Genomic DNA, 15,150 nt, shown 5'->3' with positions numbered 1-15,150 from the left:
GGCCTGGGCAAGACCGCGGCCGGCATCGTGGTGTCGCCGCTGATGGGCTTCATCCTGGCCCTGCTGCTGGTGCTGATCGTCTCTTGGACGTTCCTGAAGAGCTCGCCGTTCTTCGCCGACCGCATCTTCCGCAAGCTGCAGTTCGTGTCGGCGGCCATGTACTCGCTGGGCCACGGCGGCAACGACGCGCAAAAGACCATGGGCATCATCGCCGCCCTGCTGTTCGCGCACGGCGCCACCCACGCCCCAGGCACGATCCCGCTGTGGGTCGTCCTGTCGTGCCAGACCGCCATGGCGCTCGGCACGCTCTTCGGTGGTTGGCGCATCGTCCACACCATGGGCAGCAAGATCACCCGCCTGACTCCGATGCAGGGCTTCTGCGCGGAGACCGGCGGAGCGATTACTTTGTTTCTGGCGACGCATATCGGCGTTCCGGTCTCGACGACTCACACGATCACGGGCGCTATTGTCGGCGTCGGCGCATCGCGCCGGGTTTCGGCCGTCCGTTGGGGCGTGGCCAAGAGCATCGTGACCGCCTGGATCGTCACCCTGCCCGCGGCCGGCCTGGTCGCGGCGGCGTTCTACTATCTCGGATTCTGGATGAAGTGAGCGACTCGGCGGACGGCAAGCAGGGGGGACGCAAGTCAGCAACACGGCGCCGTCAGGTCGCCGCCCTGCCCTGGCGCGCCGATTCCGTCGCCGGCCTGCGGATCCTGCTGGTCTCGTCCCGAGAGACCCGCCGCTGGGTGATTCCCAAGGGCTGGCCGATGAAGGGCAAGCTCGATCACCAGGCCGCCGTGCAGGAAGCCTACGAAGAAGCCGGCCTGGACGGCCGCATCGTGGAAAAGCCCATCGGCGAATACCCCTATCTCAAGCGCCTCAAGAGCGGCGCCGCGCGACCGGTGACGGTCGACGTCTATGCGTTGGAAGTCACTGGCGAGCACGCGACCTGGCCGGAGAAGGGTCAGCGCACGCTGCAATGGATGTCGCCGCTCGAGGCGGCGCTGGCGGTGCAGGAGCCGGAGTTGCGCGACCTGATCGCCCGCTTCGCCAACATCGAACTGCCCGCCGAGGAGCGCCCCGCTCCGGCTCCGGCGCCGGCCCCGACGCCGATGCGCGTGGCCCTGACGCGGCTGCGCCGGCGGATCACGGTGCTTTGGGGCCGCCGCCGCCGCTGGCCCTGAGGAGAAGCTGGGGATAACTCGACAAGTCGGTCCGCATTCACTATGTTCTCGTTACGTTCCGAACGAGAATCGCCATGCAGCTGTCCCTCGATCTGTCGACCTCGCCGCTCGAAGCCATGCGCGACGGGCTGATCAAGACCTTCGGGCCGCAGCGGCCGACCAAGCGGCTGGATCCGGTGTCGCAACTGATCAAGTCGTCGATCAGCGGCCGGACCAAGGACGCGACCTCGTGGGCCGTCTACCACCGCCTGAAGGAGCGCTTCGCCACCTGGGAAGAGCTGGCCGAGACGCCCGACGCCGAGGTCCAGGCGCTGATCGCCGAGGTGACCTATCCCGAGGACAAGGCCCGCCACCTGCCCCACGCCCTGCGCCTGATCCAGGTGCGCAGCGGCTGGAAGCTGTCGCTGGACCATCTGGCCGAACTGGAGCTGGACAGCGCCCGCTGGTGGCTGCAGGGCCTGCCCGGCGTCGGGGTGAAGGTCGCCGCCTCCGTGCTGAACTTCAGCCCGCTGAACATGCGGGCCCTGGTCGTCGACACCCACGTCCACCGCGTCGCCAGCCGGCTGGGCCTGATCCCCGCCAGCTATGACACCGCCCACGCCTACCGCGCCCTGATGGACATGGTCCCCGACAGCTGGACGGCCGAGGACCTGTACGAGTTGCACTGGCTGATGAAGGGTTTGGGGCAGCTGCTGTGCGTGCACCACGCGCCCCGGTGCGGGGCTTGTGCGCTGAAGGGGACCTGCCCCCGGATGGGAGTGGAGCGGAGCGCGGACATCCTGGCGTGGCGGCCTAGGGCTTAAGACCCTCTCCCAGAGGGAAAGGGTTTTCCAGTGAACCACCGCCCAACTCGCACGCTCCGTCCGCATGCCTCACGACATCCGCATCGGCACGGCCGGCTGGAGCTTTCCCCGAACGCTCGAAGGCTTCCCCGCCGAGGGCACGGGCCTCGAACGCTACGCCGCCGTGTTCAACGCCGTCGAGATCAACTCGTCCTTCTATCGGCCTCATCAACCCAAGACCTACGAACGCTGGGCGGCCTCGACGCCGGCGGGCTTCCAGTTCGCGGTGAAGGTCCCCAAGACAATCACCCACGAGCGTCGGCTGGTCGATTGCGGCGAGCCGCTGGCCCAGTTCCTCGATGAGTGCGGGGCGCTGGGCGCCAAGCTTGGCCCCTTGCTGGTCCAGCTGCCGCCGAGCCTGAAGTTCGACGCCGGGATCGCGGAGCGCTTCCTCGCCGCCTGGCGCAAGGCGACAACGGCCGCGACGGTGCTGGAGCYACGCCATGCGACCTGGTTCGACGCGCCCGCCGACGCCCTGCTGCAAGGCTTCGAGGTCGCGCGGGTCGCCGCCGATCCCGCCGTGGTCCCGGCCGCCGCCGAGCCCGGCGGCTGGAGCGACGTGACCTATCGCCGCCTGCACGGCTCGCCGGCGATGTACAAGACATCCTATGACGACGGGCGGCTGGAGCCCTTGGCCGAACAGACCATCGACGACACCCAAGCGGTGCAGAGCTGGTGCATCTTCGACAACACCCAGTTCGGGGCGGCGACCACCGACGCCCTGAAGCTGATGGCGCTTACTTCGCCTGGGCCAGCGCGCTGAACGTCTTCGTTCCAACGCCATAGCTGCGCCAGTCCTTGTAGTCGAAGTGCCACCACTCCTCGGGATAGATCTCGAAACCCTCGGCGACCATGGCCGCGCGCAGGATCGACCGCATCGCCCGCTGCTGGGTCGTGCCGCCGATGAAGTCGGCATAGGACCGGCCCGACATCTCGTCGTAGCGGCTGGGCATCTGGACGGGCTTGCCGGTCTTGAGGTCGTAAAGGGTCAGGTCAACGGCGCAGCCGCGATTGTGGCGCGAGCCCTGGGCGGGATCGGCGACAAACATGTGGTCCTCGGGCGGCGTCGCCTCCCAGAACATCCAGGTCACGAACCACGGCCGATAGGCGTCGTGGATCAGCAGGCCGTAGCCTTGGGCCTTCAGCGCCTTGGCGGCTCGCGCCAAAGCCTGGGCGGCGGGCCGCTGCATATAGGCCGCCGGGCGCTCGTACAGCGCCAGGCCCATGAAGTTGTCGGCGCCGGCGTAGCGGATGTCGAGGCGGATCGTCGGGTCCAGGGCCGATAGGTCCACCAGATCGGCGGGGCGATGCTGGTCGCTCTCGACCGGCGGCTTGGCGGCCAGGGCCCGGGCGCGCAGGGCGGCCGGATCGGCGCGGACCGCGGCGCGGATGCCGGCCTCGACCTCGGCCCCGAAGTCGTGGCGCGGCAGGCGGGCGCCGTTCAGGCGCACGGCGGCGGGCTCCAGCACCAGCTCACCGCCGCCCTCGACACCGTAGCGATTGCGGCCCAGCGGCGTCAGCTTGGCGTCCTTGCGGCCCTGGCCGTCGAGGCGCAGCACCCCGGCCCGTTCGAACAGCGTCAGGGGCGCGGCGCGCTCGCCGTACTGACCGACGGCCGCCATCTCGGCGGCGTCCAGGGCAAAGACCGAGGCGGGTTTGGCGAAGGCTGTCGTGCTCAGGACCAATCCGATCAGCAAGGAGGCGACGAAGGAGAAGGCCCGAACCATAACCCGCATCGCCCCCACTCCCCTATTTCCTGGGCCAATCCTACTTCATCGTCGGGATGACGAAGGCGCTGTCCTCGACCTCGCCCTCCGGCCACCGCGCGGTGATCGTCTTGACCTTGGTGTAGAACTTCACGCCCTCGACGCCGTGCTGGTTGGTGTCGCCGAACGCGCTGCGCTTCCAGYCGCCGAAGGTGTGATAGGCCACCGGCACCGGGATCGGCACGTTGATGCCGACCATGCCGACATTGACCCGCGCCGCGAACTCGCGCGCCGCCCGGCCGTTGCGGGTGAAGATCGCCACCCCGTTGCCGTACTGGTGCTCGGACGGCAGGGCCAGGGCCTCCTCGAAGGTCTCGGCGCGAACGATCTGCAGCACCGGGCCGAAGATTTCTTCCTGGTAGGTCCTCATGCTCTGCTTGACGCCGTCGAACAGCGACGGGCCGATGAAGAAGCCCTTCTCGAAGCCTTGCAGGGCGAAGTCGCGGCCGTCGACCACCAGCTCCGCGCCCTCGTCGACGCCCATCTGGATGTAGTCGGAGATCTTGGCGCGATGCGCCGCGCTGACCACCGGGCCGTAGTGGGCGGCCGTGTCGGTGGAGATGCCGACCTTCAGGGTCTCGATCTCGGCGACCATCCGCTCGCGCAGCTCGTCGGCGGTCTTCTTGCCGACCGGAACGACCACCGGCAGGGCCATGCAGCGCTCGCCGGCCGAGCCGAAGGCCGCGCCCGACAGGTCCTTGACCACCTGATCGAGGTCGGCGTCGGGCAGGACGACGCCGTGGTTCTTGGCCCCGCCCATGGCCTGGACGCGTTTCCCGTGCGCCGTGCCGGTCTGGTAGACGTAGTGGGCGATGTCGGACGAGCCGACGAAGCTGACCGCGCGGATCAGCGGATGGGTCAGGATGGCGTCGACGGCGCTCTTGTCGCCGTGCACCACGTTCAGCACCCCGGCGGGAGCGCCCGCCTCCATCATTAGTTCGGCCAGCTTGACCGGCACGGTCGGGTCCTTTTCCGACGGCTTGAGGATGAAGGTGTTGCCCACGGCGATGCTGATGCCGAACATCCACATCGGGATCATGGCCGGGAAGTTGAACGGGGTGATGCCCGCGCAGACGCCCAGCGGCTGGCGCATCGAATAGACGTCGATGCCGGGGCCGGCGCCCTCGGTGTATTCGCCCTTCAGGATGTGTGGGATGCCGCAGGCGAACTCGATCACTTCGAGGCCGCGCTGGATGTCGCCCTTGGAGTCGGCGATCACCTTGCCGTGCTCGGACGACAGGATCTCGGCCAGGGCGTTCATGTCGCGCTCGATCAAGCGCTTGAACTCGAACATCACCCGGGCGCGGCGCTGGGGATTGGTGGCGGCCCAGCCGATCTGGGCGGCGGCGGCGGCCTGGACGGCGGCGTCCAGCTCGGCGTCGGTGGCCAGAGCCACGCGGGCCTGGATCTCGCCGGTGTTCGGATTGAACACATCGCCGAAGCGGCCGGAGGCCCCTTCGAGGGCTTGTCCGTTCACGAAATGGCTGATGGTCCGCATGATACGCTCCCTAGATCTTGTTTTGCGCGTCAATAGCATCCGGCGTCAGGGCCGTATCGCGCAAATTCTCTCCGCCATAATTCGTGATAGGGCGGCTACTCCTCGACGTGCACCTTGCGGAACCGGCCCTGCAGATACACCAGCGGCTCGTGGTCCGGGTCGTAGCGCAGCTTCACCACCCGTCCGACATAGACCCGGTGGTCGCCGGCGTCGAAGACCTGATGGGTCACGCATTCGAAATTGGCCATGCAGTCGGGCAGGATCGGCACGCCGGTGCCCCAGGTCTCGGTCTCGATGCCCGCGAACCGGTCACCGTCCTTCTGCACGAACTGGCGTGCCATCAGCTGCTGGTCGGCGTGCAGCACATTGACCGTGAACCGCTCGGCCGCGTCCAGGAACGGCAGGCTGCGCGAGTTGAGGTCGACGCAGACCAGGGCCAGGGGCGGATCCAGCGACACCGAGGTGAACGAATTGGCGGTCAGCCCCACGCGGCGGCCGTCCTCGCACACCGTGGTGATCACCGTCACCCCGGTGGTGAAACATCCAAAGGCGTGGCGCAGCGCCCGGGCGTCGTGCGCGCCGCCCTCGCCCAATTCGATCGTGACCGGCTGACTCATGTGTTCAAGCTGTGAGGCAAAGCGGCGTTCTGGGCAAGGGTTTGAGGCTGGCCCACCGGCGCTCCAGCGCACAGGATTCCGCGCGAGGACGCGGATCAGTCCGCGATGAAGCGATAGCCGACGCCGGGTTCGGTCTCGATGATCTTCGGGTGGGCCGGGTCGAGTTCGAGCTTCTGCCGCAACTGGCCAATGAACACACGAAGATACTGGGTGTCGGCCGCGTGGGCGGCGCCCCAGACGGCCACCAGCAAGTCCTTGTGGGTCAAGAGCTTGCCGCGACCGACGGCCAGGCGGGCGAGCAATTCGTACTCCTTTGGAGAGACCTTCACGACCTCGCCGGCCCGCGTGACACGGTGCTTGTCCAGATCGATCTCGACCTCGCCCGAGCGGATGGGTCCGGGGGGCGCCTTGGCGGAGGCCCGCTGGCGCAGGGCGGCGCGCACGCGGGCCAGGAGTTCGCCGACGCCGAACGGCTTTTCAAGATAGTCGTTGGCGCCGTTGTCCAGCGCCTGGATCTTCTCGGCCTCGCGGTCGCGGGCCGACAGGATCAGGATCGGGCCTTCGTAGAAGTCGCGGGCCCGGATCAGCACGTCCTTGCCGTCCATGTCGGGCAGACCAAGGTCGAGGACCACGGCGTCCGGCGACCACAGCGCAATGCCGCGCAGGCCCTCCTGGCCGCTGTCGGCGCGCAGCGGCTCGTAGCCGGCGGCGTCCAGCGCCGGTCCCAGGAAGCGATGGATCTGCGGCTCGTCGTCGATGACGAGAATGCGCGGGCGCGAAATGCTCATGGCGAGGTCATAGCAGATGATGCGGTGTGGCGACCGCCTTGGGCAGGCTGATCAGGATGCGCGTGCCCTTGCCGTCGTGGATCGGACTAGCGGCGGCGATGCGGCCGCCCATGGCGTCGATGAAGCCCTTGGAGATCGACAGCCCCAGACCCGCGCCCTGGTTTCGATCCGAGGGCTCCTCCATGCGACGGAACTTCTCGAAGACGCCCTCCAGTTCGGCGGTCGGAATGCCGCGACCTTCGTCCTCGATGCTGATGACCACGTTGGCGCGATCCTCGTAGGCGGCCACTTCGATGCGGGTGCTCTGCGGGCTGTAGGCGATGGCGTTCTCCAGGATGTTGACCACCGCCTGTTCGAGCAGCCCGCCATCGACCCGCACCAGACTGAGCTCGGCCGGATAGTCGCGCGCCAGCACCCGGTCGCCCAGCCGGCGGGCCACGCGATCGGCGGCGGCGCCCAGCACGTCGCGCACATCCGTCCAGTCGGTCCGCAACCGAAGCGCGCCGCCTTCCAGACGCGTCATGTCGAGAAGGTTGCCGACATAGCGATTCAGGCGCTCGGCCTCCTCGCGAATGCTCAGGGTCAGGTCTTCTCGCACGGCGGGGCTCAGGGTCTTGCCGTAGTCGATCAGGGTGCTGGAGGCGCCCAGGACCGTCGACAGCGGCGTGCGCAGGTCATGACTGATGGAGTTGAGCAGGGCCGAGCGGAAGCGGTCGGCGCGGCGCAGGGTCTCGGTTTCGACGGCTTCGGTGGCCAGCTCGGCGCGCTCGAGCGCCACCGCCCCCTGTTCCAGTAGCGCCAGGACCAGGCGTTCGGTGTCGGAGCCCGGGATCATCGCGCCCGCCTCGACCCCCGCGACACCGGCCCGCGAGCGCACGCCGTCGAGCGGCCAGAAGGTCCAGCGGGCCTGAGGCAGCGTGCCCGTGCCGAAACCCGCCGGCTCGCCCTTTTCCCAGGCCCAGCGCGCGGCGGCCATGGGGGCGGCGTCCAGAGTTTCCAGGGTCGGCGCGCCGGCCGCGGGTTCCAGTTCTCCGTCGCGCGGCAGCAGCACGACGGCCTTGGCGCCGGCGGCGGCGGCGGCCTGTTCGGCGATGGCCCGCGCCGCCGCCTCGCGCCCGGCGGCGGCCGAGAAGGTGCGGCTGGCGGCCAGCAGGGCCGAGACGGTCGACGCCCGACGCTGGGCGTCGCGGCCCTGGTCGCGCACCCGTCCCGCCAAGCCGCCCGCCGCCAGGGCGACGGCCCAGAAGACGACCAGGGTCAGGAAGTCAGTCGGCGAGCCGATGGCGAAGGTCTGGCGCGGCTCCAGGAACAGATAGTTGTAGACGAAGAAGGCCACGGTCGCCGCCGCCAGGGCCGGCTGCAGTCCCCGCAGCACGCCGGCCGCCAGCACGGCGGCCAGGAAGATCATGCCCAGGTCSACGCGGTCGAAGGCGACGTCCAGCGCCCAGGCCAGCACCGTCGCGGCGGCCACGCAGCCGGCGGCGATCAAGTACGAGGTCCAGCCCGCCGCCCGCCGAGGCGAAGGCGGCTCGACGACCGCCTCGTGCGTCGCCTCGGTGACCACGTGGATCGCCGCGCCTCGAGCCTCGCGCAGCAGGGCCGCCGCCAGGGACTTGCCCAGCAGTTCACGCCAGCGGCTGTCGGCCGACTTGCCGATGACGATCTGGGTGACGTTGTTGCKGCGGGCATAGGCCATCACCGTGGCGACCACGTCGGCGCCGCTGAGCACCACGGTGGACCCGCCCAACTGCTCGGCCAGTTTCAGGGCCTCGCTGGACCGCGCCGCGGCGGCCGTTCCGGGCGGCGGGCGATCGGGACGATCGACGTGGGCGACGGTCCACGGCGCATCCATCATCATGTCCGACAGGCGCCGGCCCGTCCGCACCAGGCCCGAAGCCATGGCGTCGCCGCCGACCAGGACGAGGATCCGCTCGCCCGCCGCCCACGGTCCCTCGACGCCCTTCTCGCGCATGGTGGCGACCAGTTGATCGTCCACCGTCTGGGCCGCGCGCCGCAGGGCCAGTTCGCGCAGGGCGGTGAGGTTCTCGACCTTGAAGAAGTTGTCCGAGGCCAGGCGCGCGGTCTCGGGCACATAGACCTTGCCGGCCGCCATCCGCTCGCGCAGCTCATCGGGCGTGATGTCGACGACCTCGATGGCGTCGGCTCGCGACAGGGCGCTGTCGGGCACCGTCTCGCGTTGACGCACGCCCGTGATGCGCTGGACGACATCGACCAGGCTTTCCAGGTGCTGGACGTTCAGGGTCGTCCAGACGTCGATCCCAGCCGCCAGGATTTCCTCGACGTCCTGCCAGCGCTTGGGGTGGCGCGAGCCTGGGGCGTTGGAGTGGGCGTACTCATCGACCAGCAGCAGCTTGGGCCTGCGGGCCAGGGCGGCGTCCAGGTCGAACTCCATGACCACCCGTTCGCGATGGTCGATGGGCTTGCGCGGCATGACCTCCATATCCCGCAGGAGGCTTTCGGTCTCGCGACGGCCGTGGGTCTCGACCAGGCCGACGACGACGTCATGGCCTTGAGCCTTGCGACGCCGGGCGGCGCGCAGCATCTCGTAGGTCTTGCCCACGCCGGGGGCCATGCCCAGAAACACCTTCAGGCGCCCCCGGCCCGCCTTGTTGGCGGCGGCCAGGAGCGCCTCGGGGTCCGGACGTTTCGGGGGATCAGCCGCCAAGCGTCTAGCCCGGCGCGCGGGCGTCGAACGCCCGGTTGATCGCCAGCACATTGACGCGGGGCTGGCCGATGAAGCCCAGCAGGCGGCCCTGCGTGTGGGTGTCGATCACCGCCTGGACCTGGCCGATCGTCAGGCCCCGCGCCTTGGCGACGCGAGCAGCCTGCAGATGGGCGTAGGCCGGCGAGATGTCGGGATCCAGCCCGGAACCCGAGGTGGTGACGGCGTCCGCGGGAATGACAGCGCCGGGACTTTCGGCCCGCAGGGCGTCGGCGTCGGCCTTGACCCGTTCGGCCAGGGCCTCGTTCATCGGCCCCATGTTGGAGCCGCTCGAGGCCGAGGCGTCATAGCCGGCGCCGGCCGCCGAGGGCCGGGGATGCAGGTACCGCGGGGCGGCGAAGGGCTGGCCGATCAGGGCCGAGCCGACGACGGTTCCCTTGGCGTCGCGCACCAGGCTGCCATTGGCTTGGTGCGGGAAAGCCGCCTGGGCCACGCCGGTGACGGCCAGCGGATAGGCCAGCCCCAGCAGGACGGTGAACAGGCCCATGGAGGCCAAGGCGGGGCGAAGGTGGGAGAGCATGACTCTGAATCTCCGAAGGTTGCAGCTTAGGCCAAGCCGAGGCTGGATACGATCATGTCGATCAGCTTGATGCCGACAAACGGCGCGACCAGGCCGCCCAGGCCGTAGATCAGCAGGTTGCGCGACAGGAGCTTTCCAGCCCCAACCGCTCGGTACTTCACGCCCCGCAGCGCCAGCGGGATCAGGGCGACGATCACCAGGGCGTTGAAGATCACCGCCGACAGGATCGCGCTCTGCGGACTATGCAGACGCATGATGTTCATCGCGCCCAAGGCCGGCAGGGCGACCACGAACATGGCCGGAATGATGGCGAAGTACTTGGCCACGTCGTTGGCGATCGAGAAGGTGGTCAGGGCRCCGCGCGTGATCAGCATCTGCTTTCCGACCTCGACGATCTCGATGACCTTGGTCGGGTCGCTGTCGAGATCGACCATGTTGCCGGCTTCGCGGGCGGCCTGGGCGCCGGTCTGCATGGCCACGCCGACGTCGGCCTGGGCCAAGGCGGGCGCGTCGTTGGCGCCGTCCCCGCACATCGCCACCAGCCGACCCCTGCCCTGTTCCTCGCGGATCAGCCGCAGCTTGTCCTCTGGCGTGGCCTCGGCCAGGAAGTCGTCGACCCCGGCCTCCGAAGCGATGGCGGCGGCGGTCACCGGGTTGTCGCCGGTGATCATCACSGTGCGCAGGCCCATGCGGCGCAGGTCGGCGAAGCGCTCCTTGACGTTCGGCTTGACCACATCCTTGAGGTGGATGACGCCGACCAGGACGCCGTTCTCGCTGACCGCCAGCGGCGTGCCGCCCGAACGGGCGATGCGGTCGACGGCGGCGGTCATCTCGGCGGGGATCAACTTCGGATCCAGGGCCAGGCTGCGATAGACGGCGTCCACCGCGCCCTTGCGCCACGACATCGCACGCCCTTCCTGATTGGGCGCATCCAGGCCGGACTGGCGGGTCGTGGCGCTGAAGGCGATCGAGGTCGCGCCCGCGGGAACCTCGACGACGAGACCCTGGTTGCGACCCAGCTCAACGATCGAGCGCCCCTCCGGCGTCTCGTCGGCCAGCGAAGCGCAGACAGCGGCCAGCAAGGCGGCCTCCGGACGCACCCCGGGGGCCGCGATCACCTCGGTGGCCATGCGGTTGCCGAAAGTGATGGTGCCGGTCTTATCCAGCAGCAAGGTGTCGACGTCGCCGGCCGCTTCCACCGCGCGGCCCGAGGTGGCCAGCACATTGACCTTCAACAGGCGGTCCATGCCGGCGATGCCGACCGCGCTGAGCAGGCCCCCGATCGTCGTGGGAATGAGGGTGATGAACAGCGCGCCCAGCACCAGCGGGTCCAGGGCCACGCCCGAGAACTTGCCCAGGCCCAGCAGGGTGACCACGGCGATCAGGAAGATCAGGGTCAGGCCGGCCAGCAGCACCGCCAGGGCGATCTCGTTGGGGGTCTTGCGACGGTCCGCGCCCTCGACCATGGCGATCATCCGGTCCAGGAAGGTGTTGCCCGCCTCGGCGGTGACCCGCACCTTGATCCAGTCGGAGACTACCGTGGTGCCGCCCGTGACGGCGGACCGGTCGCCGCCGCTCTCGCGGATCACTGGGGCGCTCTCCCCGGTGATCGCCGCCTCGTTGACGCTGGCGACGCCCTCTATGATCTCGCCGTCGGTCGGGATGACGTCACCGGCCTCGACCAGGATGATCTCGCCGACGCTCAGCTTGTGAGCGGGTGTCGGGATGATGGTCCCGGTCTTCTCGTCGATGATCAGCTTGGCCTTGGTGGTGACGCGGGTGGCGCGCAGGCTGTCRGCCGCCGCCTTGCCGCGCCCTTCGGCGACGCTCTCGGCGAGATTGGCGAACAGCACCGTGGCCCAAAGCCAGGCCGCGATCTGGATCGCGAAGCCGGCCGGCTGATGGCCGGCGACGGCCGCGACCGCCGAAACGGTCGACAGCAAGGCCACGATCCAGGTGGTGAAGATCACGGGATTGCCGGTCAGTCGGCGCGGGTCCAGCTTGACGAACGCGTCCTTGGTCGCGCGCAGCAACACGGCGAACGAGAGGCCGCCGGCCAAGGTGGCCGACTGACGCCGGCCCTCCCCGAGAGAGGGTTCTAGGGTGGTCATGTCAAATCGCCTTTGCGATCAGCTGTGTCAGTGGACGGCGGCGACCGCGGCGAGCGCCTGGAAGTGCTCGACGATCGGTCCCAGCGCCAAGGCGGGGAAGAATTGCAGGCCGCCCAGGATCAGGATCACCCCGATCAGCAGGCCGATGAACAGGCCGCCATGGGTGGGCAGCGTGCCGACGGACGGCGCCAGCTTGGGCTTGGCCGCCAGGGCGCCGGCGATCGCCAGCACCGCGACGATCGGCACGAAGCGGCCCAGCATCATGGCCACGCCCAGGGTGGTGTTCCACCAGGGCGCGTTGGCCGTCAGGCCGCCGAACGCCGAGCCATTGTTGGCCGTGGCCGAGACGTAGCCATAGAGGATCTCCGACAGGCCGTGCGGCCCAGCGTGCATCAGCCCCTTGAGCGCCTCGGGCAGGACGGCGGCGATGGCCGAGAAGCCCAGCATGGACAGCGGCGCGATCAGCACCGCCAGCATGGAGAGCTGGATCTCGCGCGCCTCGATCTTCTTGCCCAGATACTCCGGCGTGCGGCCGACCATCAGTCCCGCGACGAACACCGCCAGCAGGGCCATGACGACCATGATGGCGATCCCCGAGCCGATGCCGCCCGGCAGGATCTCGCCCAACTGCATCAGGAACATCGCCACGCCGCCGCCCAAGGGCATCAGGCTGGAATGCATGCCGTTGACCGAGCCGTTGGAAGCGCCCGTGGTCATGGCCACCCAGGCGGCCGTGGCCGGCGCGCCGAAGCGGACCTCCTTGCCCTCCATGTTGACCGAAGCCTCGACGTGCGCCGCGACCAGAGCGGGAGCGGCCTGGGTCTCGGCGACATAGACCGCCGCCGCGCCCGCGCCGAGCAGGATCATCGCCGACATCACCAAGGCGCGAATGTCCTTGCGGGCCATGGCCGAGCGTCCGAAGGCGAAGAAGGCGGCCCAGCCCAGCACGTTGATCGACACCGCGGTGATCAGGTTGGTCAGCGGGGTGGGGTTCTCRAAGGGGTGGGCGGAATTGGCGTTGAAGATCCCGCCGCCGTTGATGCCCAGCTGCTTGATGGCTTCCTGGCTGGCGCTGGCGAACAGGGCGATCTTCTGGTGCGCGCCCTCCAGCGTGGTCGCATCGACGCCGGCCGCCAGGGTCTGGGGCAGGCCCAGGGCCACGAGAACGATCGACAGCACAATGCAGAGCGGCAGCAGCACATAGAGCGTGGTGCGCACCAGATCGGCCCAGAAATTGCCGACGCCCTCGCCGCGATTGGCGACGAACGCCCGCGCCAGGGCGGCGGCGATGGTGGCGCCGGTGGCGGCCGACACGAAGTTCTGGACGGTCAGCACCAGCATCTGGCTGAGCGTCGACATCGTCGTCTCGCCGCCATAGCTCTGCCAGTTGGTGTTGGTCACGAAGCTGGCGGCGGTGTTGAAAGCCAGATGCGGCGAGACGCCCGCGAAGCCCTGCGGGTTCAGCGGCAGCACGCCCTGCAGGCGCAGCACCGCATAGACCAGCACGAAGCCCACGGCGTTGAAGGCCAGCAGGGCGGCGGCATAGCCGTGCCAGGTCTGGCTCTTGTGCGGGTCGACGCCGCCGGCCGAATAGAACAGGGCCTCGACGGGCTTCAGCACCGGGTCCAGCCAAGTGCGCTCGCCGTTCCAGACCCGCGACATGTAAACGCCCAGAGGCCAGGCGATCGCGACCGCCAGGCCCAGGGTCAGGGCGATTTCCGCCCATCCTTGCCAATTCATGGAATGTGATCCGTCAGAACTTGTCGGGTCGCAGCAAAGCCGCGGCCATATAGGCCGCGACGACGATCGCCCCGGCTCCCCACAGCACGCTCACCAGCATGGTCACACGCGCCTCAACGCCGAGGTGAAGCCCGCGAAGGCCGCGAACAGCCCCGCGCCCAGCGCCAGAAAAATCAGATCAGCCATTCGCCGCCTCCGTCAGGATAGGCGGCTTGAAGACCACGGCGGCGCGTAAGCTCGCCATGCGGGAAGATCGCCGGCGCGTAAGGGCGGCGTAAAGACGGGCCAAGCCGAGAAGCGAACTTCCCGCCTTCGGCCGCGATCCTAGCCGTCGATCACGTGGGGCACGAAGCGGGCCAGGTTCTTGGTCACCACGCTGTCGTCTTCGCGGATGCCGATGCCGGCCGGCTCGGCGCCGACAATCCACGCCCCGACCACCGGCCGCTTGCCGTCGAACTCGGGCGGCGGGTGGTAGGCCTGGACGATCGCGCCCTCCTGGCCATAGCCCTGATCGAGGACGGGTTCATCGCCCCCGACGATCTCGACATTGGCCCCTTCCCGCGAGAACAGCGGCTTGCGCACGAACCGGTCACCCAAGGCCGAAGCCGCCGGGTCACCCTCGAAATAGGCCTCCAGCAGATTGGGATGGCCGCGGTGGCGTTCCCACAGCAGCGGCAGGATGCCCTTGTTGGACAGGATCGCCTTCCACGGCGGCTCCAGCCAGCGGACCTGGGCTGTCTCCAGATGCGCGGCGTAGGGCTCGCGCAGCATGAACTCCCACGGATAGAGCTTGAACGCCGCCTGCAGGACGAAGCCCTCCAGATCGACGAACTGGCCCTCTTCGTTCAGGCCGATGTTGTCCATGGCCACGAACTTGGGCTCGACGCCCGCCTGCAGGGCCAGGTCYTCCAGGAAGCGCACGGTCTGGCGGTCCTCGACCGCGTCCTCGTCGCTGGCGAAGTGGACGAAGCCACCCTTCGGAAAAAGGAGTTTGAACCGGTCGCGCAGGGCCTCGAACAGGCTGTTGAACTGGTCGGCATTGGCCGGGAAGGCGCCATTGGCGATGAGTTCCTCGAGCCACAGCCACTGGAAGGTGGCCGCCTCGAAGACGCTGGTCGGGGTGTCGGCGTTGTATTCGTAGAGCTTGGGCTTGGCCTTGCCGTCGTAGCCGAAGTCGAAGCGGCCGTAGAGCGACGGCGACTTGGCGCGCCAGGAGGCGGCGATGAAGTCGCGATGCTCGGCCGGGATCGCCAGCCGCTCCAACAGTTCCTGGCTGCCGGCCACTTCGTCGACCAGGTCCAGGCACAGGTCGTGGAGCTCGGCCGCGGCCGGCTCCAGGTC

General features: G+C 68.9%; 13 protein-coding genes. 4 read left to right on the top strand and 9 right to left on the bottom strand.

Features of this window, described 5'->3' with window-relative positions; translation table 11 throughout:
* The 4 genes from AC1DZ6_RS05325 to AC1DZ6_RS05310 form a co-directional block, all read left to right on the top strand.
* Nucleotides 1-609: inorganic phosphate transporter (locus tag AC1DZ6_RS05325; protein ID WP_477096149.1), on the top strand; the 609-nt coding region annotated here is incomplete at its 5' end.
* Entirely contained in the window at nucleotides 606-1,184 is a 579-nt protein-coding gene (locus tag AC1DZ6_RS05320; RefSeq protein ID WP_477096148.1) for an NUDIX hydrolase, read from the top strand. The genes AC1DZ6_RS05325 and AC1DZ6_RS05320, both read left to right, overlap by 4 nt.
* Before the next feature lie 74 nt (nucleotides 1,185-1,258).
* A complete protein-coding gene (locus AC1DZ6_RS05315) occupies nucleotides 1,259-1,987 on the top strand; it encodes an endonuclease III domain-containing protein (RefSeq protein ID WP_477096147.1) in 729 nt (242 codons plus the stop codon).
* Nucleotides 1,988-2,051: 64 nt separating this feature from the next.
* Nucleotides 2,052-2,789 (top strand): DUF72 domain-containing protein, encoded by a 738-nt coding sequence (locus tag AC1DZ6_RS05310; protein ID WP_477096146.1) that lies wholly within the window; start codon nucleotides 2,052-2,054, stop codon nucleotides 2,787-2,789.
* Here the strand turns inward: AC1DZ6_RS05310 and AC1DZ6_RS05305 are convergent.
* From AC1DZ6_RS05305 to AC1DZ6_RS05265, 9 genes are all read right to left on the bottom strand, one after another.
* Entirely contained in the window at nucleotides 2,764-3,762 is a 999-nt protein-coding gene (locus AC1DZ6_RS05305) for a M15 family metallopeptidase (protein WP_477096145.1), read from the bottom strand. The genes AC1DZ6_RS05310 and AC1DZ6_RS05305 overlap by 26 nt on opposite strands.
* 31 nt (nucleotides 3,763-3,793) lie before the next feature.
* Nucleotides 3,794-5,290, bottom strand: coding sequence for a CoA-acylating methylmalonate-semialdehyde dehydrogenase (locus AC1DZ6_RS05300; RefSeq protein WP_477096144.1), 1,497 nt, complete (start codon nucleotides 5,288-5,290; stop codon nucleotides 3,794-3,796).
* Nucleotides 5,291-5,385: 95 nt separating this feature from the next.
* Nucleotides 5,386-5,907: a flavin reductase family protein gene (locus tag AC1DZ6_RS05295; RefSeq protein WP_477096143.1), complete on the bottom strand. Its 522-nt coding sequence runs from the start codon at nucleotides 5,905-5,907 to the stop codon at nucleotides 5,386-5,388.
* 95 nt (nucleotides 5,908-6,002) lie between these two features.
* On the bottom strand, nucleotides 6,003-6,695 hold the full coding sequence (locus AC1DZ6_RS05290; protein WP_477096142.1) for a response regulator: 693 nt from the start codon (nucleotides 6,693-6,695) through the stop codon (nucleotides 6,003-6,005).
* A 7-nt stretch (nucleotides 6,696-6,702) separates the two neighbouring features.
* Entirely contained in the window at nucleotides 6,703-9,381 is a 2,679-nt protein-coding gene (locus AC1DZ6_RS05285) for a DUF4118 domain-containing protein (RefSeq protein WP_477096141.1), read from the bottom strand.
* A gap of 4 nt (nucleotides 9,382-9,385) precedes the next feature.
* A complete protein-coding gene (gene kdpC, locus AC1DZ6_RS05280) occupies nucleotides 9,386-9,958 on the bottom strand; it encodes a potassium-transporting ATPase subunit KdpC (protein WP_477096140.1) in 573 nt (190 codons plus the stop codon).
* 26 nt (nucleotides 9,959-9,984) lie between these two features.
* Nucleotides 9,985-12,069, bottom strand: a complete 2,085-nt coding sequence (gene kdpB, locus AC1DZ6_RS05275; protein WP_477096139.1) for a potassium-transporting ATPase subunit KdpB — start codon at nucleotides 12,067-12,069, stop codon at nucleotides 9,985-9,987.
* 27 nt (nucleotides 12,070-12,096) lie between these two features.
* On the bottom strand, nucleotides 12,097-13,809 hold the full coding sequence (gene kdpA / locus AC1DZ6_RS05270) for a potassium-transporting ATPase subunit KdpA (RefSeq protein WP_477096138.1): 1,713 nt from the start codon (nucleotides 13,807-13,809) through the stop codon (nucleotides 12,097-12,099).
* A gap of 324 nt (nucleotides 13,810-14,133) precedes the next feature.
* Nucleotides 14,134-15,150 (bottom strand): glutathionylspermidine synthase family protein (locus AC1DZ6_RS05265; protein WP_477096137.1); only part of this gene is annotated, 1,017 nt, incomplete at its 5' end.

This window comes from Caulobacter sp. P1_B12_2, assembly GCF_056406675.1.
The sequence above is the reverse complement of the archived record's forward strand: the minus strand, read 5'-3'. Positions and strand labels throughout refer to the sequence as shown.

Excerpts from the sequence above, each read along its gene's own strand:
- AC1DZ6_RS05315 (WP_477096147.1), top strand. The coding sequence starts at position 1,259 with ATGCAGCTGTCCCTCGATCTGTCGACCTCGCCGCTCGAAGCCATGCGC.
- AC1DZ6_RS05305 (WP_477096145.1), bottom strand. The coding sequence starts at position 3,762 with ATGCGGGTTATGGTTCGGGCCTTCTCCTTCGTCGCCTCCTTGCTGATC.
- AC1DZ6_RS05295 (WP_477096143.1), bottom strand. The coding sequence starts at position 5,907 with ATGAGTCAGCCGGTCACGATCGAATTGGGCGAGGGCGGCGCGCACGAC.
- AC1DZ6_RS05290 (WP_477096142.1), bottom strand. The coding sequence starts at position 6,695 with ATGAGCATTTCGCGCCCGCGCATTCTCGTCATCGACGACGAGCCGCAG.
- kdpC (WP_477096140.1), bottom strand. The coding sequence starts at position 9,958 with ATGCTCTCCCACCTTCGCCCCGCCTTGGCCTCCATGGGCCTGTTCACC.